Below are 21,172 nucleotides of genomic sequence, written 5' to 3' on the forward strand. Positions count from 1 at the left end.
TGGGGATGGACTGGCAAAGGCGAGAGGTGATGAGGAAGGTCGGGCGAGCCCGGCCTTTTCTGTTGCAACCGGTTCTGCCATCGGCGGGGGGCTAAAGCCTGACGATATCGTCGACCCAATATTCCACTTGATAGCGAACGGAATTGGCCTGCTGCTTTGCTTCGCGCCAGGCCGCGCGGCCGTATCGCCCCTCGCAGGCGATCCGGTCGATCGCCCAGAAACCAGCCAACGCAACAATGAACAGTAGCAAGCCGCGCATATAGACATCTTGTCGATGAATTCTTTAGAAAGCGCTAACGTTCCAACTTGCATTCAAGCGGATCGTATCGGCGCATCGATCTTCCCTGTCGCGGCAATCGATCGCGTATTCGGTTGCTCGTCATGCACTTGTCACGAACAGCGTCTAGGAAGAACCCACCTCGCCATTGACCACGGATGGACTGGCAAAGGCGGAAGGTGATGAGGAAGGTCGGGTTTACCCCGGCCTTTTTGTTTGTCCGGAGCGGTTCCGAAGGGCGGGCCGGCACCGCCGCTCACGCTCAATGGAGGACCTGCGATGCAGCCGACATCACCTCGTCCGGCGTAGGAGAACGGAACATGTTGCGGCCGTCCGGCGAAGCTTCGGTGAAGGACCACCGCACGACGCCGTCGCGGTCGAGCAGGAACTCACCGACGAGCTGCGCCATGGCGGCCGCCTCCATCCGCTTGTCGTCCTCGGTCATCTCATAGCCGTCGGCTTTCTGGAGATAGGCTGACGCGGCGACAGGATTCATCGGTTCCGGCAGTTCGCCGGGCATGTCGAGGCGCATCGACATCACCGTCTGCATGCCCAATTTATGCGGCCAATCGTCCTCATCCTCGGTGAATTCGAGATTCGGCAGGCCGAAGGCTCGGTGCGAAAGCCGCTCGGGATCCGACGCGGCAAGCAAATTCGGCAGGGGATGGTAGCGGAAATAGAGCCGGGCCCGCTCGATCGGCGTGTTGACGACCGTCAGGGTCTCTACCCCCTTTTCGTTGAGGGCGGCCTTGAGCTGCGCCATGGTGGCGATCTGCCGGCGGCAGAACGGGCATTGCAGGCCCCGGAACAGTCCCACCAGAACGGGTTTGCGCCCCCGAAAATCATCAATGGCGATCTTGCCCTCCTGGGTGATCGCGTCGAGCACCACGTTCGGCGCCCGGTCGCCCGGCTGCAACGGCCCGGAACTGGTATACTCCGCCATGGCTGTTCTCCTCCCTGCATGCCGTGCAGCGCAGGCCTCTCGGGGCGTGCGACGCTGCCTCTTTCCGGGCCATTGCCGAGTGAAGGCTGCTCAGTCGAGGAAAGGCAGTATCACCAGGGCTTCCGGATCGAGATCGTGACTTTCGCAGATTTCTTGCGCCAAACGGAAATGACGTTCGGCCTCGGCGAGCTCGCCTTCATCCAGGCAAAGTGTCGCCAAGCCATCATAGCACGGAAACAGCACCTGCGCTTCGTCCGTTTCACCGGCAAGATCGAGCGCTTCGCCGTAGAGCCTGCGAGCCTCTGCTGGCCTGCCGTGGCACTGGAATATCTGCCCCAGCACCAGCAGCGAGACCGGCAGATGATCGCGCTGGTCGAGCGCCCGGTCGATCTCGATCGCCTTTTGCGCCGCCGGCACCCCTTCGGCCGCGCAGCGGTCGGTAAAGGTGCAATGGGCGACTGCAAGATTGGCAAGGAGCCGCGCCTGGAAGCCGAGGTCGCCGATACGGCGGGCCATGTCGAGGCCGCGCCGGCAGACGTCGATGGCGAGCTTCGGATCGACGATCGTGTAGAGCACGCCGAGGTTGGTATAGCCGCGGCAGGCCGCGTGCATCAGGGCCGCCGCTTCGGCCACCTTGACGCTCGTCTCCACCGCCTCGATCGCCTCTCGCGTGCGACCGCGCCGCGCGAGGGCCACCGCCTTTGTATTCAACGCCTCGGCGGTGACGAGGGCTACCTCGCGACTCGATTCGGCACCCATGTCGGGACCAAGCGCCTTGACCCTCTCCAAGGCTTCGTCCGCCCATTCTGACGCGCCGAGATAGTCGCCCATGCGAAAAGCCAGATGACCCCGCTCCTGCAGCAGCGACGCGCTTTCGATCGGTGCCTCGGCGCGCTCGAGCAGGCCGGCCGCTTCCGTGAAGCGCGCCTGCGCCCGATCGCGCTTGCCGGCCTCCCAGAGAAGATGGCCGAGCTTGCGGAGGATCCGCGCAGAGGCTACCGCATCCGCCGCGACGGGACGGGCATCGAGCAGTGCACGATAGTGCTCCTCCGCCTGGGCGCGCTCGCCGAGGGGGACCAGCAGATCGGCGAGCCGCTCGCGAGCGGCGAACCAGTCCGGCTCCTCTTCGCCAAGCGTGGCCAGCGCGGCCATCGCCTGCCGATAGAAGCGGATCGCGTCTTCGTTGGCATAAAGCTGGCTTGCGCGGTCTCCGGCCGCCATCAGGTAGCGAGCCCCCTTGGCCCGGTCGACCGACTGACCGTAGTGATGCCCGAGGACGGCCAGATCCTCGAAACGCTCGGGGCTTTCCCCGTGGCGGCGCTCCAGGGCATGGGCGATCGCCGCGTGAATCTCCGTTCGCCGCTTGACGAGGAGATTGTTGTAGACCACTTCGTGCAGCAAGGACTGCACGAAGCGAAAGCTTTGCGATGCCGGCGTCCCGCCCCCGGCACTCTCCTCGATGATTTCGGCGTCGCACAGCAACTCCAGTCCCGTCGCGACGTCGCCGGATTGCGGGGAGATGGCGGCGAGCAGCTCCGCGTCGAAGCGCGGGCCGATGACGGCGGCGCCATGGACGAGGCGGCGCACCTCCGGCGGCAGGCGGTCGATGCGCGCCAGCAGCATCGCCTCGATGCCAGCGGGAATGTCGACGCTTGCTTCGCCCGCGGCCACCTGCCACCGGGATCCGTCGCGCCGGAGGGTTCCAAGTTCGATGAGGCCGCGGACGATTTCCTCGATGAACAGCGGGTTGCCGCCGGCGCGCGCAAGAATTTGCCGGCGCAGGCCTTGAGGCAGGCAATTCTCTCCGAAGAACCCCGCAAGGAGCCGCTGTCCGTCGGCGGGAGAGAGCGATCCGAGACGCAATGCGGTTACGCTTGTGCGCCCCGGAGCCAAGCGCTCCGGGCCGGAATCGGGCCGCTGCGTGGTGATCAGCATCAAGGGGCGGCGATCGAGCCGGTCGAGCACGAAGCGCAACGCCTCTAGCGAAGCGGCATCCGCCCAATGCAGGTCCTCAAGCACGATGAGCAAGGGCGTCCGTTCGAGCCGCCGCTCGAACATGGTGCGGATGACCGAGAGGAGCTGGCGCCGGACCTGGTCGGGAGGAACGTGCTGCAGGGCGCCGTCCCGGTCCCCCATTCCGAGAATATGGAAGAGAAGCGGCATCGCCTCACCGAGTTCATCGGCGGTGAAGCCGATTTCGGCGAGACCGGAAGCCAGCCGCTCCTGCATTTCCTCCGCCGTGCCGCCGGCCGGTATGCCGTAGGCGCTGCCGAGCACGGCGGCGAGCATCCCGTAGGACGGCTCGCCGAGCGGAGAACAGGCCGCGCGCCTGACGACCACCTGCGCAAAGCGCGGGTCCTCGCCGATGGCGGCCAGGAAGTCGCCCACCAGACGCGACTTGCCAATGCCGGCTTCGCCGGTCAGGCGGACGACTTGCGCGGTACCGGCGCAGGCGAGCGCCAGGCAGTCGCGCATCCGGCCGATCTCCGCATTGCGTCCGATGAGCGGAGCGCTGAGACCGAGGGCGTCGAGACCCCTGGCCGGGCGCGGCGCCGCGAGCGCGCCGGTCAGGCGATGCACCTGAAGGCTGCCGGTTTTGCCGCGCAGCGCGACGGCGCCGAGCGTCTCATAGGCGAAGGCGTGCCGGGTAAGCCTGTGCGTCACCGGCCCGACCAGGATTTCGTCCGGCCCCGCCATCGTCTGCAGCCGCTGCGCCGTGTTCACCGTGTCGCCGGTGACCGAATAGGATTTCGCGTCGCGCGCCCCGAAGCCGCCGGTGACGACCGGGCCGGTGTTGACGCCGATATGCAGGCTGAGCGGCAGGCCGATGCGCCCATGCCAGCGCTCGCTCACCTGCGCGGTCCGCTCGAGCATTTCCAATGCGGCCCGAAGGGCCCTCTCCGGATCATCCTCATGCGCCACCGGGGCGCCGAAGAGGGCAAGCAGCGCATCGCCGATGAACTTGTCGACGAAGCCGCCGAACGTCTCGACGGCACTCGTCAGCGCCTCGAAGAGCTCGTTCTGCAGCGCCTGCAGAACTTCCGGATCGATCTGCTCGCTGAGACCGGTGAAACCGCAGAGATCGGCGAACAGGACCGTGACGGTACGCCGGTCGGCGCCGATATCCGGTGAGGGTGCTGCAGGCGCCTGCGCGACGCCTACCGCCGGCGGCTTTGGAGCCGGTCTGACATCCGCCGGCGCTCCGAGCCGGGTGCCGCAGCGCGGGCAGAAGGCGAAATGCGGCGCGCAGAGATAGCCGCAAGCAGAGCACGAACTCTGCTGCTTGGCGCCGCATTTCGGGCAGAACGCGAAGCCGCTCTCTATCTCGCTACCGCATTCATGGCAGTTCATCGCCGACGAACCTCGATACCCACCCGCCGCGAGACGTCCGCGGCACAGGTCGGAATGCCGAAAACAATGGACTTGTTGACGTGGCTTGGCAAGCAATGCGCCTTGCAGGCGGAGGTGAAGCGGCAGGTCGGCAACCCTCAAGGAAACGCCGCCTCGAATGTGCGACGAATGACCGGCGCGGCGCGGCGCTCATGCGGCGGAAATAATCTGACGCGAAAGATGACGCGCGCGCAAATTTGCGCTAGTACGCCTGCAAGGCGCTCCATCATCGCCATTATATTCGCGTATCGATATTCGTCCGTGAAGGAACACGTCATGCCTGCCTATCGCTCCCGCACCACCACCCACGGCCGCAACATGGCCGGCGCTCGCGGCCTCTGGCGCGCGACGGGCATGAAGGACAGCGACTTCGGCAAGCCGATTATTGCGGTGGTGAACTCCTTCACCCAGTTTGTGCCCGGCCACGTGCATCTGAAGGATCTCGGGCAGCTCGTCGCCCGTGAGATCGAGGCGGCCGGCGGCGTCGCCAAGGAATTCAACACGATCGCGGTCGATGACGGCATCGCCATGGGCCATGACGGCATGCTCTATTCGCTGCCGTCGCGCGAGATCATCGCCGACAGCGTCGAATACATGGTCAACGCCCATTGCGCCGACGCCATGGTCTGCATCTCCAACTGCGACAAGATCACGCCCGGCATGCTGATGGCAGCCTTGCGCCTCAACATTCCGGCCGTTTTCGTCTCCGGCGGGCCGATGGAAGCCGGCAAGGTCGTGCTGCACGGCAGGAAGCACGCGCTCGACCTCGTCGACGCCATGGTCGCTGCCGCCGACGACAGCGTCTCCGACGAGGACGTCAAGGTCATCGAGCGTTCCGCCTGTCCGACCTGCGGCTCCTGCTCCGGCATGTTCACCGCCAACTCGATGAACTGTCTGACCGAAGCGCTCGGCCTGTCGCTGCCCGGCAACGGCTCGACGCTCGCGACCCATGCCGACCGCAAGCGCCTCTTCGTCGAGGCCGGTCATCTCGTCGTCGACCTGGCGCGCCGCTATTACGAGCAGGAGGACGAGCGCGTGCTGCCGCGCTCGGTCGCCAGCAAGAAGGCCTTCGAAAACGCCATGGCGCTCGACATCGCCATGGGCGGCTCGACCAACACCGTGCTGCACATCCTCGCCGCCGCCCACGAGGGCGAGGTCGACTTCACCATGGGCGACATCGACCGGCTGTCGCGCAAGGTTCCCTGCCTGTCGAAGGTCGCGCCGGCGAAGAGCGACGTCCACATGGAAGACGTGCACCGCGCCGGCGGCATCATGTCGATCCTCGGCGAACTGGAAAAAGGCGGCCTCATCAACCGCGATTGCCCGACCGTGCACAGCGAGACGATCGGCGACGCGATCGATCGCTGGGACATTACCCGCACATCGAGCGAGACTGTCCGCAACTTCTTCCGCGCCGCTCCGGGCGGCATCCCGACGCAGGTTGCCTTCAGCCAGGAGGCGCGCTGGGACGACCTCGACACCGACCGGGAAAAGGGCGTCATCCGTTCGGTCGAACATCCCTTCTCCAAGGACGGCGGCCTCGCGGTCTTGAAGGGCAACATCGCGCTTGACGGCTGCATCGTGAAGACGGCCGGCGTTGACGAGAGCATCCTCAAATTCTCCGGCCCGGCCCGCGTCTTCGAGAGCCAGGATGCCTCCGTCAAGGCGATCCTCGGCAACGAGATCAAGGCCGGCGACGTGGTCGTCATCCGCTACGAGGGGCCGAAGGGCGGCCCCGGCATGCAGGAGATGCTCTATCCGACGAGCTATCTGAAGTCGAAGGGCCTCGGCAAGGCTTGCGCGCTGATCACCGACGGCCGCTTCTCCGGCGGCACCTCCGGGCTGTCGATCGGCCATGTCTCGCCCGAGGCGGCCAATGGTGGCACGATCGGGCTCGTCCGCGAGGGCGACATGATCGATATCGACATCCCGAACCGCACCATCAGCCTGAGGGTGGACGAAGCCGAGCTTGCCAGGCGCCGCGCCGAGCAGGACGCAAAAGGCTGGGAGCCGGCCGAGCCGCGCAAGCGCAAGGTGACGACTGCGCTCAAGGCCTATGCCGCCTTCGCGACCTCCGCCGACCGCGGCGCGGTGCGGGATCTCGGCGACCGCTAAGCCAAACCGCGTCAGCTCAAAGTGGTGCCCCGGACCGGGTGAGCGTCATCCGCTCCGGAGCCTCGATTGCAACACTGATCGAACCATGTTGTCTGTGCAGGGGCTGAAATCATGGCGAAGAAGGTCTATTTGGCCGGACCTGAAGTCTTCCTTCCGAACGCGCGCCAAATGCTCGACCGCAAGGCGTCTCTGACGCGTGCCGCCGGACTGATACCGCTTTCGCCGGGTGACCTTGAGATCCCTCCGACCAATTCAAAACGGGAACGGGCGGCAGCGATCAGCGCCGTGGATGAACGGATGATGCTCGAAGCAGACGCGATCATCGCCAATCTGACGCCCTTTCGCGGGATTGCCGCCGATACCGGCACCACCTTCGAGCTTGGTTTCATGTGCGCGCTCGGCAAGCCGGTCTTCGCCTATACGAATGTGGCGCGCGACCACGCCGCCCGTGTTGTCGAACACTTCAAGGGAGCTGTGCAGCCGGATCCCGCCGGTCAATTGCGCGATCCGGGCGGGCTGTCGGTCGAGGATTTCGGCCTGATTGACAACCTCATGCTGCATGCGGGCATCGAGCGCCGCGGCGGCGTCGTCATTGTCGGCGACGCCCGGCCCGATGCGATCTACACCGATCTCGCCGCTTTCGAGACATGTCTCGACGCCGCAGTCAGCAAGCTCAGCTGTCGCTGATGTTCAAAGGTGCCGCGTCTCGGCCGGCACATTCCACCAGTTGTCGTGCAGCCCGTCCATATACTGGATCGGCAGGGCGGCAAGCACCGCCGGATCGATATCGTCGAGGCAGGCAACGTTGATGGAGACGAAGGCGCCGCCGAGCTCTTCGACATTTCCCGTGCCGTAGGGCGACACGCCGCAAGTCGGGCAGAAGCGATGATGGCCGCTCATCGTGTTGAACTGATAGTCGCCACTGCTTGCTTCTTCGCAGAGCAGCCGGAAGTCCTCCGGCTTCACCAGCGTGCCCCAATAGCGCGTCTTCGAGCAATAGGAGCAATTGCACCGGCTGGTGCCGGCCTCGAGATCGGCATCGACTTCATAGCGGATACGTCCGCAGTGGCAGCTGCCCTTGTAGGTCATCTTCATCCCGTTCCTCCCGGCGCTCTCTTGCCAATCATCAACCAATATGACAACTTATTGTCAAAGTACATCTATCGCAAATGACAATATGTTGTCAACATGAATCAGCCCTCACGGACTCCCTCCGGCGACGCCTTCGCCGAGTTCGCCATCTCGGTCCTGCGCCTTGCCGGACACTTGACCTCGGAAGGAGATAGGCTGGCGCAGCCATCCGGCCAGACCAGCGCCCGCTGGCAGGTCTTGGCTGCGGCAAGGCATTCGACGTTGTCGGTGGCAGAGGCGGCCCGCGCCCTCGGACTGGCGCGGCAGGGCGTGCAACGCATCGCCGATATTCTCGAAGCCGAGGGCCTATTGGCCTACCGGCAGAATCCGGCACATCAGCGCGCCAAGCTGATGACGCTCACGCCCGGCGGGGAAGCGGCGCTCGCAGAGATCACGGCAAGGCAGGCCGTCTGGGCGAACGCGCTTGGCGCTGAGATGGGAGAGGAGAGGCTGCGGCAGGCGACGGCGCTGATCGCCGAACTCGCCGCGCTGCTCGGAGAGCGTCGCGCGCCGACCTGATCACGCGCCGCATATCGCCGGCGTTTCCGTGAGAGCGAGGAGGTCGGTCCGCAGCCGGTCGGGACCTACGTCGCCGAGTTGCGCATCGACCGCAGCATGCGTGCGCTGCCAGATCGGGACGGCTTCCGCCAGCAGCCGCTCTCCCGCTTCCGTCAATCGCAGGCGGCGCAGCCGTCTGTCATCGGGATCGACGAAGGTCTCGACGAGACCGCGGCGCTCGAGCGGTTTCAGCGCTGCCGTCAGCGTCGTGCGGTCCATCGCCAGAAGCGACGCGACCGCGCTCATGCTTGGCGGTTCCGGCCTGTTGAGCGACATCATCAGCGAGAACTGCCCATTGGTGATGTCGAGCGGCCTCAGCGCCTCGTCGAAACGGCGGGCGAGGGCCCGGGCGGCACGCTGGACATGCAGGCACAGACAGCTGTCCCTGACGACGATCGTGGTCGAGAAGGGGATGAGCGGCAGCTTTGACATGCTCGACTAATGTTGATATCAACCTAAATAGTCAAGCAAAAATGGCGATGCATCCACCGTTCGACGTTCTCACCCATGAGAATTCGAGCACGGAATTCGTTCGCCACTGCGACCTGTATGACGATTGACTGTGACCGCACGCCTGCCTGCCGCGGTCGAATGGACTTAAGGGCCGTCGGCCCTATCTGACGCTCTGTGCCGCGTAGCATCGAGGCGCGGCAGACCACGGCGATGCAATCGAAAAAACCAAGGAGGAGAACGTGAAAGCAGAGCCTCAGGAAGAACACCGATGGCTGGAACAGCTGCTTGGTGAATGGACGGTCACGTCGGAAGAGTCGATGGGAAGCGGCGGGTCGAGTGAGCCATGGGTCGAGAATGTCCGTTCGATGCAGGGACTCTGGGTCGTTTGCGAAGGGCAAGGCACCATGCCCGACGGAAGTTCCGGCCAGACCCTGATGACGCTGGGCTTCAATCCGCTGACCGGCCGCTATCTCGGCACGTGGGTCGGCTCGATGATGACGCATATGTGGGTCTATGACGGCGAGATCGAAGACGACGGCAAGACGCTCGCTCTGAATTGCGAGGGCCCGGACTTTGAGAACCCAGGCAAGTCCGCCAGATACCAGGACAGAATAACGCTGATCGACGCCAACCGCAGGGTGCTGACGGCCCGCGTCCAGGCGGCAGACGGAGACTGGAAGGAACTGATGAGGGCGGAGTATCGCCGCCGATAGCTGGAGCCATGGCGATCGCTGCGTCGCCTGCATAGACCCAAACCGGAGGATCGACAATGCACGGGAAATTCATCTGGTACGAGCTGATGACGACGGACACGAAGGCCGCGGAAGCCTTCTATAAGAGCGTTGTCGGCTGGTCCGCCCGCGACGCGGGGATGCCGGACATGAACTACACGCTTTTTTCCAAGGGCGAGCACCAGATCGCCGGCCTGATGACCATGCCCGACGGTGCGCTCGAGATGAAGGTGCCGCCGGCCTGGCTCGGCTATGTGGCAGTCGATGATGTCGACGCGACCGCCGACAAGCTCGCCGCCGCCGGCGGTACCGTCCACCGCGCGCCGGACGACATTCCCGGCGTCGGCCGCTTCGCGATCGTCACCGATCCGCATGGCGCTGCCTTCGCGCTGTTCAAGGGCGATGGCGAACCGCCGCCGGCCATGGACCAGATGGGAGCCGGCAACGTCGGCTGGCATGAATTGATGGCGGGCGACCTCGACACCGCCTTCGACTTCTATTCGAAGCTGTTCGGCTGGACGAAGGACCAGACGATGGACATGGGCGAAATGGGCGTCTACCAGATCTTCGCCTTCAACGGCCGGCCGATCGGCGGCATGATGACCAAGCCGAAGGAAATCCCCGCGCCACCCTACTGGCTCTATTATTTCAACGTCGAGGCGCTCGATGCGGCGATCGATCGGGTCACGTCCGGCGGCGGCAAGATCATTCAGGATCCGATGGAGGTGCCTGGCGGCGCCTGGATCGTGCAGGGCGCCGACCCGCAGGGCGCAGTTTTCGCGCTTGTCGCACCGAAGCGCTGACGCAAGCGCCAATCAATAAATGGCTCGCGGTCCCCGCGGGCCTTCTTCTATCCCGACACACCCAACCGCTGCCGATCGAGCTCGTCGGGCAGCATCGGCGTCACGCGGGCATGGCTCGCAAGAAAGTCGAGAACCGCACGCACACGGGAGGGGAGAGCCCCGCCCTGCCCCAGGAAAACCGCATGGATCTCTTCGAGGTCGCCCGGGTTCAAGTCCTCGAGCACCGGCAGCAGCCGGCCGGCACGCATGTCTTCGCGCACGGTGAACTCGGCAAGCCGGGCCAGCCCGGCGCCGGCAAGGGCGAGGTGCCGCAAGCCCTCGCCGTCGCTGACCTGCACCGCTCCCGAAGCGGGCAGCACGATCGTCTCGCCTGCCTGCCGGAGAGGCCAGCCGTCGACCGCGCGGGCATAGCAGAAGCCGAGCCGGTCATGGGCCCGCAGTTCATCCAGACTTGAGGGCATGCCGTTGCGCGCGAGATAGGACGGGGCTGAAACGATCACCATCCGCGTCGCGCCGAGCTTGCGGGCGATCAGTGTCGAGCTCTTGAGCGGCCCCGCCCGGACCGCCACATCGGCGCGCGCCTCCATCAGGTCGACCACCGCATCGGTCTGAACGATATCGAGGGTGACCGCCGGAAATCGCTCGCGGAACTTTGGCACCAGCGGCATCAGGACATGCGTGCCGAACGAGGCGTTGACGTTCAGCCGCACCCTGCCGGTCGGGCTTTCGCCGGCCGAAGCGCAGCGTTCCGCCTCGTCGATGTCGGAAAGTATCCGCGTCGTGCGCTCGTAGAAGGCATGGCCTTCCGGCGTAAGCTGGAGCTTACGCGTCGAACGGTTGACGAGCCGGACTCCGAGCCTTTCTTCGAGGCGCAGCACGAGCTTACTGACGGCGGACGGCGTCATGCGGAAGTGGCGGGCGGCGGAGGAGAAACCGCCGAGCTCCACCGCTTTCGCGAAGACTTCCATCTCACCCGAGCGGTTGACCGAGGGTCGTGACATGTGAACTCAACTCACAGATAATGTTCCCGTTGCCAGTCTATATCCAAAACGCCGTCCGCTCCATCTTTCTCCTCGCATGGGTGACATGAGCACTAAGGAGTTCTTGGAATGGAGTATCGACGGCTTGGTTCGTCCGGCCTGAAGGTGCCGGCGCTCAGCTTCGGGGCTGGCACGTTCGGCGGCAAGGGGCCGCTTTTCAGTGCCTGGGGCACCACGGCGGAAGCGGAGGCCCGCCGCTTGGTCGACATCTGCCTCGAGGCGGGCGTCAACCTCTTCGACACGGCGGATGTCTATTCCGATGGCGCTTCCGAGGAAATCCTCGGAGCGGCGATCAAGGGGCGGCGTGACGCCGTGCTCGTCTCGACGAAGATATCGCTGCCGACCGGCGACGGACCGAATGATGCCGGCTCGTCCCGCGCACGCCTCGTCAAAGGCGTCGACGCGGCGCTGAGACGGCTCGGCACCGATTACATCGACCTGATGCAATTGCACGCCTTCGATGCCGGCACCCCGGTCGAAGAAGTGTTGTCGACCCTCGACATGCTCGTGCGCTCCGGCAAGCTGCGCTATGTCGGCGTTTCCAATTTCTCCGGCTGGCAATTGATGAAGTCGCTCGCGGTTGCCGATCGCCACGGCTATCCACGCTACGTCGCCAATCAGGTCTACTACTCTCTCGTCGGGCGGGACTACGAATGGGAGCTGATGCCGCTCGGCCTCGACCAGGGTGTCGGCGCGCTTGTCTGGAGCCCACTCGGCTGGGGCCGGCTGACCGGCAGGATCCGCCGCGGCGAGCCCTGGCCCGAAGGAAGCAGGCTGCACGACACCGCCGCTTTCGGGCCGCCGGTTGACGACGAAAAGCTGTACGACATCGTCCAGGTGCTAGATCAGATTTCGAAGGAAACCGGTCGAACGGTGCCGCAAATCGCGATCAATTGGCTGCTTCAGCGCCCGACCGTGTCGAGCGTCATCATCGGGGCGCGCAACGAGGAGCAACTCCGCCAGAACCTCGGCGCCGGCGGCTGGTCGCTGGCGGCCGAGCAGATCGCCCGCCTCGATGCGGCGAGCGCGACGACGGCGCCCTATCCTCACTTCCCCTACTACCGGCAGGAGGGCTTCGCGAGGATCAATCCACCGCCCGTCTGATACTGAATCGAGCACATTGACCGGCCCAGGCCAAGTCTCGGTTTCGGCTTGCTTTCTTTCTTTGCATTGCACAAAGTCGTCTCGAATGGCGGGCGACGGACCCGCCATCGAGGGGAAAAACGCTGCATGTCGATTAAGGCCAGTATCTATCATCTGACTCATTACAAATATGACCGGCCGGTAAGGCTCTCGCCGCAGATCATCAGGTTGAAACCGGCTGCCCATTCGAAGACGAAGGTCATCAGCCACTCGCTGAGGGTCTCGCCGGAGAACCATTTCGTCAATCTGCAGCAGGATCCCTACGGCAACTATCTCGCCCGTTATGTCTTTCCCGATCCGGTGACGGAACTGAAGATCGAAGTCGATCTCGTCGCCGACATGACCGTCTACAATCCCTTCGACTTCTTCGTCGAGGAGGAGGCCGAACGCTGGCCGTTTCAGTACCCTGAAGACCTCAGCGAGGACCTGAAGATCTACATGACGCCGGAACCGGCGGGCGAAAGGCTTTCCGTATTTCTCGCGGGCGTCGATCGCTCGCCCCAGCGCACCGTCGACATGGTCGTCGGCCTCAATGCGCGGCTGCAGAAGGAAATCGGCTACGTCATCCGGATGGAACCGGGCGTCCAGCCTCCGGAGGAGACGCTTGGGCTCGCCAGGGGCTCCTGCCGCGATTCGAGCTGGCTGCTCGTGCAGATCCTGCGCAATCTCGGCTTTGCCGCCCGTTTCGTCTCCGGTTATCTCATTCAACTAACGCCCGACCTGAAGGCCCTCGACGGTCCCTCCGGCACCGAGCACGACTTTACCGACTTGCATGCCTGGGCCGAGGTCTATCTTCCCGGCGCCGGCTGGATCGGGCTCGATCCGACCTCCGGCCTCCTGACCGGCGAAAGCCACATTCCGCTGGCCGCCACACCGCACTATCGCAACGCCGCACCGATCTCCGGCGGCTTCTTCGGCGATGCTGACACGAGAACTGAGTTCGCCTTCGACATGAAGGTCGCGCGCGTCGCCGAGCATCCGCGCATCACCAAGCCCTTTTCCGACGAGAGCTGGGAGGCGCTCAACGCGCTCGGCAACGAGGTCGACCGGGTGCTCGCCGACAACGACGTGCGCCTGACCATGGGCGGCGAGCCGACCTTCGTGTCGATCGACGACTTCGAATCCGACGAATGGAACACCGCCGCCGTCGGCCCGACCAAGCGTGAAAAGGCCGACGCCCTCATTCGCCGCCTGCGCGAGCGCTTCGCGCCGGGCGGTTTCCTGCACTACGGGCAGGGCAAGTGGTATCCGGGCGAAAGCCTGCCGCGCTGGACCTTCTCGCTTTATTGGCGCCGGGACGGCCTGCCGATCTGGCAGCGGCCGGAGCTCATCGCCGAGGAACGCGGCAGGAATAATGTAACCGAGCGCGATGCCGAGCGCCTGCTGGTCGCGATCGCCGGCGAGCTCGACGTCGCCGCCGACATGGTCGTTCCGGCCTATGAGGATCCGGCAGAATGGATCGTCAAGGAAGCGAACCTGCCGGACAATGTCGATCCGTCCAACTCGAAGCTCAAGGACCCGGAGGAGCGCAGCCGTCTCGCCCGCGTCTTCGAGCGCGGCCTGACGACGCCGACCGGCTACGTGCTGCCGGTGCAGGCCTGGAATTCTCGGGCCTCTGGCCGGAAATGGACGAGCGAGAAGTGGACGACGCGGCGCGGCCGCATCTTTCTCATGCCGGGCGACAGCCCGGTCGGCTATCGCCTGCCGCTCGCCTCCCTTCCCCATATCTCCCCCTCGTCCTATCCCTATATCAACCCCGTCGACCCCACGGTTTCGCGCGGAGACTTGCCGGACTTCGCCGAAGAGAAGGGACGCGCCCAGCAGTCACGTTTCCAGCCCTTCGAAGAGCCGCAGACGCCGCTGCCCGCCTCGCGCGACGAGATCGGCGGCTCGGTGCGAACCGCCCTCAGCGTCGAGCCGCGCGACGGCCGGCTGAGTGTCTTCATGCCGCCGACCACGAGCATCGAGGAATATCTGGATCTGATCGCCTCGACCGAAAAGGCCGCCGCGGCGCTCGGCCTCAGCGTCCATATCGAAGGCTATCCGCCACCGCAAGACGAGCGCATCAACGTCATCCGCGTGGCACCCGACCCGGGCGTGATCGAGGTCAATATCCACCCGGCTTCGAACTGGGGCGAATGCGTCGACATCACCACGACGATCTACGAGGAGGCGCGCCAGAGCCGGCTCGGTGCCGACAAGTTCATGATCGACGGCCGCCACACGGGAACCGGCGGCGGCAACCACGTGGTGGTGGGCGGCCGCAGCCCCAATGACAGTCCCTTCCTGCGCCGGCCTGATCTGCTGAAGAGCATCGTTCTGCACTGGCAGCGCCATCCCTCGCTCTCCTATCTCTTTTCCGGCCTGTTCATCGGGCCGACCAGCCAGGCGCCGCGCATCGACGAGGCCCGCCACGATTCGCTTTACGAGCTGGAGATCGCCCTGGCGCAGGTGCCCTCGCCCGGCGCAGGCCGCGTGCCGCCTCTCCCGTGGCTCGTCGACCGGTTGTTCCGCAATCTGCTCGTCGACGTCACCGGCAACACGCACCGCTCCGAGATCTGCATCGACAAACTGTTTTCGCCCGACGGTCCGACCGGCCGCCTCGGCCTGATCGAGTTCCGCGGCTTCGAGATGCCGCCCAATGCCCGCATGTCGCTCGCCCAGCAATTGCTGGTCCGCGCGCTCATCGCCCGTTTCTGGAAAAACCCTGTCGAAGGCAGCTTCGTTCGCTGGGGCACCGCGCTCCACGACCGCTTCATGCTGCCGCACCACGTCTGGCAGGATTTCCTCGACGTTCTCGCTGATTTGAAAGCGCACGGCTTCGACCTCCGGCCGGAATGGTTCGCGGCGCAGCTTGAATTCCGCTTCCCCTTCTGCGGCGAGGTGGAATACGAGGAGGCGAAGCTCGAAATCCGCCAGGCGCTCGAACCCTGGCACGTGATGGGCGAGCAGGGTGCAATCGGCGGCACGGTGCGCTATGTCGATTCCTCCGTCGAGCGCCTGCAGGTGAAGCTCGAAACCGGCAACCCCGATCGGTACACGGTGACCTGCAACGGCCGGCCGGTGCCGCTGTCGAAAACCGGTACGAACGGCGTCGCCGTCGCCGGCGTGCGCTACAAGGCCTGGCAACCGGCATCCGGCCTGCACCCTGTTTTGCCGGTGAACACTCCCCTTACATTCGACGTTTATGATACATGGTCGAATCGGGCGATCGGCGGCTGCGTCTACCATGTTGCGCATCCGGGCGGGCGTAACTATGAGACCTTTCCGGTCAACGGCAACGAGGCGGAGGCACGCCGGCTGGCGCGCTTCGAACCCTGGGGGCACACGACCGGCATGTATCGGCTGCGATCCGAGGCACCCTCGGCGGAGTTTCCCCTGACGCTCGACTTGAGGCGTCCGGCAGGAGTGTAAATGGCGAAGAAGCAGGCGGCAGAGGCAACAGGCGAGGGGCGGTTCGATGGCGACCCGGCGTTCGGCTATCGCGCCCTGCCGGGGGTCGCCGACGAAATGCTCGACCCGCAGGGTGATGTCCGGCCGGTCTGGCAGCGGCTGCTCGCCGCTCTTGGCCGCATGGACGAAACGGAGCTGGCCAACCGCTTCGCCCGTGCCGACCGCTATCTGCGCGACGCCGGCGTCTTCTATCGCGCCTACGGCAAGGAAAACACCGAACGAAGCTGGCCGCTTTCGCACATACCGGTGTTGATCGACGAAGCCGAATGGGCCGCCGTTTCGGAAGGCTTGATCCAGCGGGCCGAGCTTCTGGAGAAGGTCGTTGCAGATATCTATGGCGAGAACCGCCTGGTGGGCGAAGGTCTGCTGCCGCCGGCGCTCGTCGGCTCCAATCCGCAGTTCCTGCGCCCGCTGGTCGGCGTAAAGCCGGCAGACGGACATTTCCTGCACTTCTGTTCTTTCGAGATCGGCCGGGGGCCTGACGGCACCTGGTGGGTTCTTGCCGATCGGACGGAGGCGCCGTCCGGCGCAGGCTTCGCGCTTGAAAACCGCGTGGCGACGACGCGCGCCTTTTCCAACCTCTACGCCGAAACCCACGTCCGTCGCCTGGCGAGCTTCTTCGGGGCCTTCCGCGACACTCTTCAGGCGCAAAAGCTGCATCCGGACGACCGCATCGCCGTGCTCTCGCCCGGCATCGCCAACGAAACCTATTTCGAGCATGCCTATATCGCCCGCTATCTCGGCTTCATGCTGCTCGAAGGCGAGGACCTGACGGTCGTCGGCGGCCGGGTGATGGTGCGCACCGTCGCCGGCCTGAAGCCGATCGGCGTGCTCTGGCGCCGCCTCGACGCCTCCTTTGCCGATCCGCTCGAACTCAATCAATCCTCCCATATCGGCACGCCCGGCATCGTCGAAGCGCTACGCGGCGGTTCCGTCTCGATCGTAAACGCGATCGGCTCCGGCATTCTCGAGACGCGCGCCTTCCTCGCCTTCATGCCGACGCTCTGCCGCCACCTGCTTGGAGAAGAGCAGAAGCTGCCGTCGATCGCCACCTGGTGGTGCGGCCAGGAACAGGAGCGTCAGCACGTCGCGAGCAATATCGAGGGCATGGTCATTGGCCCGGCCTATTCGACGCGGCCGTTCTTCGACGACAACGGGCAATCGGTGCTCGGTGCGGCGCTGCGCGAAACCACCAAGACTTCGGCCGCCGAATGGCTGGCGGCAGGCGGAGGCAAGCTGGTCGGGCAGGAGGTGGTGACGCTGTCGACGACGCCGGCTTGGGTGCGCGGCCGGCTGACGCCGCGGCCGATGAGCTTGCGCGTCTTTGCAGCGCGCACCCGCGACGGCTGGCAGATCATGCCCGGCGGCTTCGCCCGCATCGGCTCCGGCGACGACGTGGCGGCGATCGCCATGCAGGCGGGCGGCACCGCCGCCGATGTCTGGATCGTCAGCGAAAAGCCGGTCGAGCGCACTACGCTGCTGCCGGCCGAGGAGAGCTTCACCCGCAACCTGCCGGGCAGCCTGCCGAGCCGCGCGGCGGACAATCTCTTCTGGCTCGGCCGCTATATCGAGCGGGCGGAGGGTGCGCTCCGGATCCTGCGTGCCTGGCACGCCCGTTTCGCCGAGGCGGCGGATCCGAACATGCCGCTCCTGAAGGATGTCAGCAGCTATCTCGCGGCCCTCGATATCAGCACGCGCCAGCCGGTGCCTGCCAGCCTGCTCGCCAATATCGACAGCGCCCTATTCAGCGCCGGCAACATTCGCGACAGGTTCTCTCCCGACGGCTGGCTCGCGCTGAACGACCTGTCGAAGACGGCGCGCAAGTTCCACGCGACCGTTCAGGCCGGCGACGACGCGACCCATGCGATGACCATCCTCCTGCGCAAGCTGGCGGGCTTTGCCGGTCTCGTCCACGAAAACATGTATCGCTTTACCGGCTGGCGCTTCCTGTCGATCGGGCGCTATCTCGAGCGCGGCCTGCACATGACGCGGCTGCTCGGCCATATGTCCGGACCGGAGGCTCCGGACGGCGCCTATGACATGCTGCTCGAGATCGGCGACAGCGTCATGACCCATCGCCGCCGCTACAACGTCAACACGGCCGCCCTGACGGTCACCGACCTGCTGGCGCTCGATCCGCTCAACCCACGCTCGGTGCTCTTCCAATTGAACGAGATCAAGACGGAGGTAGAGCTGCTGCCGAATGCCTTCGTCAACGGCCAGATGTCGCCCTTCTACCGGGAGACGATGCGGCTTCACTCCGGCCTTGCGGTGATGACGCCCGAGGCAATGACCGAGGCGGTCTACAGGCGGTTGGAGCAGGATCTGGAAAGACTTTCCGACCTGCTCGCCCAAACCTACCTCGGCTAGAATGGTATAAGGCGGCATGGCGGCTAACGAAGCATGCGAATACCCCTCCCCAGCCCGTCCCCACAAGGGGGAGAGGAACTCTTTGCCGCACCCTCCCCTCCTCGCCGTCAGCCTCTGTGCTCGACGCAAGTCTGGAATGACAGGCGATCGCCGCGGGCGCCTAGCCCCTCCTCCTTGTAGGGAGGGGTTGGGGAGGGGTTTCAGCCACGAACCGAGACCGCATCGCGATCGAACCAAGGGCGTCACTTCGCATGCTCTATGACATCAACCTGAAGATCACCTACGGCTACGAAGTTCCGGTGAGCGGCGGTCGCCATCTGGTGCGGGTGTTGCCCGCCTCGATTCCCGGCCGCCAGCGCCTCATAGCGGGCTCCGTCACATTCCAGCCCACCCCCGGCGAGCGATCGGAGAGCGTCGACTTTTTCGCCAACGCCACCACCTCCATCCTGTTCCGCTCCATGCACGAGCACCTGGTCATTCGCATGCAGTCGCGCGTGCAGGCCGAGGCGACGGCGCTCACCGCCGATTTCTCGCCGCCTCTCGCCGGCCTGCCCCTGCAACTCGCCTCCTGCTGGTCCGTCGATGCCGAGTCGCCGCACCATTTCATCGGCCCGAGCCCGCTGCTGCCGGAAGCGTCGGAAATCGCCGCCTATGCGCGCGAGATCGCCGCGGAGAACATGACGGTTCGCCAGATCGGCATCGCCATCTGCGAGCGCATCCACCGCGATTTCGCCTATGATGCCGAAGCGACGACGGTGACGACGACGCCGGCCGAAGCCTTCAAGCTGAAGCGCGGCGTCTGCCAGGACTTCACCCATGTGATGATCGTGGCGCTGCGCAGCCTAGGCATTCCCGCCGGCTATGTCAGCGGATTCCTCAGGACCCTGCCGCCCCCTGGCAAGGAGCGGCTGGAAGGAGCGGACGCCATGCATGCCTGGGTCCGCTTCTGGTGCGGCACAACCGGTGGCTGGATGGAGCTCGACCCGACCAACAATATTCCGGCAGGCACCGACCATATCGTCGTCGGCCACGGGCGCGACTATGGCGACGTGGCGCCGGTTATCGGTGTCCTGAAAAGCTACGGCAGCCATACCACCGAACAGGCCGTCGACGTCATTCCGGTGGAATGACCGAAACTGGCACGCTTCGTGCCGTTTTCACACAGATAAAGGCAAATCCACGCTTGCCGGCGCCCCACAGAAAGCATGGGCTTTGCGGCGGTTCGTTAAGATTGCAGCGATTGCTTGAACGGGACGGTAACGCATCATCCACTAGTGTCATAGCCGACAGGCTACAACGTGTGGGGGTGCAGCATGGGAAGACGGTCCACTATCGGCCAATCCTTCATGAAGATGCTGAAGGATCGGGGCGGCAACTTCGGCATGATGACGGCGGTCGCTGCGCCGCTGCTTCTCGCGGCCGGCGGCGTGTCCATCGACATGGCCAATATGCTGATGACGAAGAACCAGCTGCAGGACGCTACCGATGCGGCCGCTCTTGCGGCGGCGTCTGCGCTCGTCTCCGAGGAACAGCCGAGCATCGCAGAAGCCAAGGAACTCGCCCGCAAATTCCTGAAAACCCAGGGCGGCGGCACCACGACGCCGGATACTCCGGCCGACAGCGGCGATGGAACTCCGACCGGCACTCAATCATCGACTCCAACATGGGACGACGTCAACACGCTCGAGGTGAATATCACCGAGACGCCGAACGGCACGAAGGGAAAAATCTTCCAGGTGACCGTCGTCAACAAGCGAGTCATCGAATTCAACGCCATGACGCGGCTGCTCGGGACGGATTCGGTCGAGCTCGAAGCGAGTTCCACGGCGGAAAGCGCGACCGAGAGCAAGAACGCGCTGTCGATGTATCTGGTTCTCGACCGATCCGGCTCGATGGCATGGAAGACGAACACCATCAACACGACAAAGAAGAGCTGCCCCAACTATACCGAAGCGACCTGGAGCAAGTACCCTTACCTGAAGGCGACCAGCCCGTGCTACGTCACCAAGATCGACGCCCTGAAGACTGCGGTGAGCGACCTGCTGGCGCAATTGCTGGTCGCCGATCCGGATCAGATCTACGTTCGTACCGCTGCGGTCTCCTATAACTCCGTACAGGATGCCGCCGGAACACTCGCCTGGGGTACGAGCGGCGCCGCAAGCTATGTCAATGCGCTCGTCGCAACCGGGGGCACGGCCTCGGCCGGCGCTTTCAAGACCGCCTACCAAAAGGTCATTGCGGAGACGGAAAACACGACACACGCCGCCAAGAATGGCCAGGTGCCGTCGAAATACCTCGTCTTCATGACCGACGGCGAGAACAACTACGCCAATGACGACACGGTCACCAAGCAATGGTGCGACACCGCCAAGGCCAACAAAGTCGAGATCTATAGCGTCGCATTCATGGCGCCGCAGCGCGGCCAGGAACTGCTGAGATATTGCGCCTCGTCCGCCTCGCATTATTTCGAGGCCGAGGAAGTCACCGACCTCGTCGCGGCCTTCCAGGCGATCGGCGAGCGCGCCGCAGCAGTGGTTTCCCGCCTCACGAAGTGAGCGACACCGGCGGGCAGGCTGCTTTGGTCGGACCGGAGCCCGAAATCGCCGCTGTCCCCCCTCCCCATGCCGTTCGGCCTTGCCGGATGGCATTTTTCGTGCTGCGAACCTATTGAAATAGAAGCCTAAGTACATCCGTACCCGGCGTAGAAACGATCTAATCCATTTAAAAACAGCTGTTGCAAGCGCTTCGGATCGATGCATAAATGC

Annotated in this window: 16 protein-coding genes; 10 read left to right on the top strand and 6 right to left on the bottom strand. The window is 64.7% G+C overall.

The window, feature by feature from the left end:
- Positions 1 to 91: 91 nt before the first annotated feature.
- The 3 genes from NXT3_RS17140 to NXT3_RS17150 all read right to left on the bottom strand — a co-directional run bounded on the left by NXT3_RS17140 (position 92) and on the right by NXT3_RS17150 (position 4,571).
- The gene (locus NXT3_RS17140) at positions 92 to 259 is read right to left on the bottom strand and encodes a hypothetical protein (protein ID WP_083854105.1); all 168 of its coding nucleotides are present in this window, start codon (positions 257 to 259) and stop codon (positions 92 to 94) included.
- Positions 260 to 539: 280 nt separating this feature from the next.
- A complete protein-coding gene (locus NXT3_RS17145) occupies positions 540 to 1,220 on the bottom strand; it encodes a peroxiredoxin-like family protein (RefSeq protein ID WP_104839745.1) in 681 nt (226 codons plus the stop codon).
- A 90-nt stretch (positions 1,221 to 1,310) separates the two neighbouring features.
- Positions 1,311 to 4,571: an adenylate/guanylate cyclase domain-containing protein gene (locus NXT3_RS17150; protein ID WP_104839746.1), complete on the bottom strand. Its 3,261-nt coding sequence runs from the start codon at positions 4,569 to 4,571 to the stop codon at positions 1,311 to 1,313.
- 315 nt (positions 4,572 to 4,886) lie between these two features.
- Here NXT3_RS17150 and ilvD point away from each other — a divergent pair, with 315 nt between their 5' ends.
- Positions 4,887 to 6,725, top strand: coding sequence for a dihydroxy-acid dehydratase (gene ilvD / locus NXT3_RS17155; RefSeq protein ID WP_104840022.1), 1,839 nt, complete (start codon positions 4,887 to 4,889; stop codon positions 6,723 to 6,725).
- A 111-nt stretch (positions 6,726 to 6,836) separates the two neighbouring features.
- Positions 6,837 to 7,412: a nucleoside 2-deoxyribosyltransferase gene (locus NXT3_RS17160; RefSeq protein WP_037420293.1), complete on the top strand. Its 576-nt coding sequence runs from the start codon at positions 6,837 to 6,839 to the stop codon at positions 7,410 to 7,412.
- Positions 7,413 to 7,415: 3 nt separating this feature from the next.
- On the opposite strand, the gene NXT3_RS17165 is transcribed toward NXT3_RS17160, so the two are convergent.
- Complete coding sequence (locus tag NXT3_RS17165; RefSeq protein WP_037420295.1) at positions 7,416 to 7,820, bottom strand: GFA family protein; 405 nt, start codon at positions 7,818 to 7,820, stop codon at positions 7,416 to 7,418.
- Between the two features lie 93 nt (positions 7,821 to 7,913).
- Between NXT3_RS17165 and NXT3_RS17170 the strand changes: the two genes are divergently transcribed.
- The gene (locus NXT3_RS17170) at positions 7,914 to 8,375 is read left to right on the top strand and encodes a MarR family winged helix-turn-helix transcriptional regulator (RefSeq protein WP_097526694.1); all 462 of its coding nucleotides are present in this window, start codon (positions 7,914 to 7,916) and stop codon (positions 8,373 to 8,375) included.
- Here NXT3_RS17170 and NXT3_RS17175 read toward each other — a convergent pair whose 3' ends face one another.
- Positions 8,376 to 8,846: a MarR family winged helix-turn-helix transcriptional regulator gene (locus tag NXT3_RS17175; RefSeq protein ID WP_097526695.1), complete on the bottom strand. Its 471-nt coding sequence runs from the start codon at positions 8,844 to 8,846 to the stop codon at positions 8,376 to 8,378.
- A gap of 260 nt (positions 8,847 to 9,106) precedes the next feature.
- On the opposite strand from NXT3_RS17175, the gene NXT3_RS17180 reads away from it, so the two are divergent.
- Positions 9,107 to 9,580 (top strand): DUF1579 domain-containing protein, encoded by a 474-nt coding sequence (locus NXT3_RS17180; protein WP_037420303.1) that lies wholly within the window; start codon positions 9,107 to 9,109, stop codon positions 9,578 to 9,580.
- Between the two features lie 56 nt (positions 9,581 to 9,636).
- A complete protein-coding gene (locus NXT3_RS17185; RefSeq protein WP_097526696.1) occupies positions 9,637 to 10,401 on the top strand; it encodes a VOC family protein in 765 nt (254 codons plus the stop codon).
- A gap of 47 nt (positions 10,402 to 10,448) precedes the next feature.
- Here the strand turns inward: NXT3_RS17185 and NXT3_RS17190 are convergent, their stop codons facing one another.
- On the bottom strand, positions 10,449 to 11,402 hold the full coding sequence (locus NXT3_RS17190; RefSeq protein ID WP_037420307.1) for a LysR family transcriptional regulator: 954 nt from the start codon (positions 11,400 to 11,402) through the stop codon (positions 10,449 to 10,451).
- A gap of 108 nt (positions 11,403 to 11,510) precedes the next feature.
- Between NXT3_RS17190 and NXT3_RS17195 the strand changes: the two genes are divergently transcribed.
- The 5 genes from NXT3_RS17195 (at position 11,511) to NXT3_RS17215 (ending at position 20,962) form a co-directional block, all read left to right on the top strand.
- Complete coding sequence (locus NXT3_RS17195; protein ID WP_037420310.1) at positions 11,511 to 12,545, top strand: aldo/keto reductase; 1,035 nt, start codon at positions 11,511 to 11,513, stop codon at positions 12,543 to 12,545.
- 126 nt (positions 12,546 to 12,671) lie between these two features.
- Positions 12,672 to 15,998, top strand: coding sequence for a transglutaminase family protein (locus tag NXT3_RS17200; RefSeq protein WP_097526697.1), 3,327 nt, complete (start codon positions 12,672 to 12,674; stop codon positions 15,996 to 15,998).
- A complete protein-coding gene (locus NXT3_RS17205; RefSeq protein ID WP_097526698.1) occupies positions 15,999 to 18,407 on the top strand; it encodes a circularly permuted type 2 ATP-grasp protein in 2,409 nt (802 codons plus the stop codon).
- Positions 18,408 to 18,658: 251 nt separating this feature from the next.
- A complete protein-coding gene (locus tag NXT3_RS17210) occupies positions 18,659 to 19,537 on the top strand; it encodes a transglutaminase family protein (protein ID WP_104839747.1) in 879 nt (292 codons plus the stop codon).
- 183 nt (positions 19,538 to 19,720) lie between these two features.
- Positions 19,721 to 20,962, top strand: a complete 1,242-nt coding sequence (locus tag NXT3_RS17215; RefSeq protein WP_097539782.1) for a vWA domain-containing protein — start codon at positions 19,721 to 19,723, stop codon at positions 20,960 to 20,962.
- Positions 20,963 to 21,172 lie beyond the last annotated feature (210 nt).

The organism is Sinorhizobium fredii, from assembly GCF_002944405.1.
Taxonomy (GTDB): Bacteria; Pseudomonadota; Alphaproteobacteria; order Rhizobiales; family Rhizobiaceae; genus Sinorhizobium; species Sinorhizobium fredii_C.

Bases quoted from the DNA above. Each gene is read 5' to 3' on its own strand.
- NXT3_RS17140 (WP_083854105.1), bottom strand. From the start codon at position 259: ATGCGCGGCTTGCTACTGTTCATTGTTGCGTTGGCTGGTTTCTGGGCG.
- NXT3_RS17145 (WP_104839745.1), bottom strand. From the start codon at position 1,220: ATGGCGGAGTATACCAGTTCCGGGCCGTTGCAGCCGGGCGACCGGGCG.
- NXT3_RS17150 (WP_104839746.1), bottom strand. From the start codon at position 4,571: ATGAACTGCCATGAATGCGGTAGCGAGATAGAGAGCGGCTTCGCGTTC.
- ilvD (WP_104840022.1), top strand. From the start codon at position 4,887: ATGCCTGCCTATCGCTCCCGCACCACCACCCACGGCCGCAACATGGCC.
- NXT3_RS17160 (WP_037420293.1), top strand. From the start codon at position 6,837: ATGGCGAAGAAGGTCTATTTGGCCGGACCTGAAGTCTTCCTTCCGAAC.
- NXT3_RS17165 (WP_037420295.1), bottom strand. From the start codon at position 7,820: ATGAAGATGACCTACAAGGGCAGCTGCCACTGCGGACGTATCCGCTAT.
- NXT3_RS17170 (WP_097526694.1), top strand. From the start codon at position 7,914: ATGAATCAGCCCTCACGGACTCCCTCCGGCGACGCCTTCGCCGAGTTC.
- NXT3_RS17175 (WP_097526695.1), bottom strand. From the start codon at position 8,846: ATGTCAAAGCTGCCGCTCATCCCCTTCTCGACCACGATCGTCGTCAGG.
- NXT3_RS17185 (WP_097526696.1), top strand. From the start codon at position 9,637: ATGCACGGGAAATTCATCTGGTACGAGCTGATGACGACGGACACGAAG.
- NXT3_RS17190 (WP_037420307.1), bottom strand. From the start codon at position 11,402: ATGTCACGACCCTCGGTCAACCGCTCGGGTGAGATGGAAGTCTTCGCG.
- NXT3_RS17195 (WP_037420310.1), top strand. From the start codon at position 11,511: ATGGAGTATCGACGGCTTGGTTCGTCCGGCCTGAAGGTGCCGGCGCTC.
- NXT3_RS17200 (WP_097526697.1), top strand. From the start codon at position 12,672: ATGTCGATTAAGGCCAGTATCTATCATCTGACTCATTACAAATATGAC.
- NXT3_RS17205 (WP_097526698.1), top strand. From the start codon at position 15,999: ATGGCGAAGAAGCAGGCGGCAGAGGCAACAGGCGAGGGGCGGTTCGAT.
- NXT3_RS17210 (WP_104839747.1), top strand. From the start codon at position 18,659: ATGCTCTATGACATCAACCTGAAGATCACCTACGGCTACGAAGTTCCG.
- NXT3_RS17215 (WP_097539782.1), top strand. From the start codon at position 19,721: ATGGGAAGACGGTCCACTATCGGCCAATCCTTCATGAAGATGCTGAAG.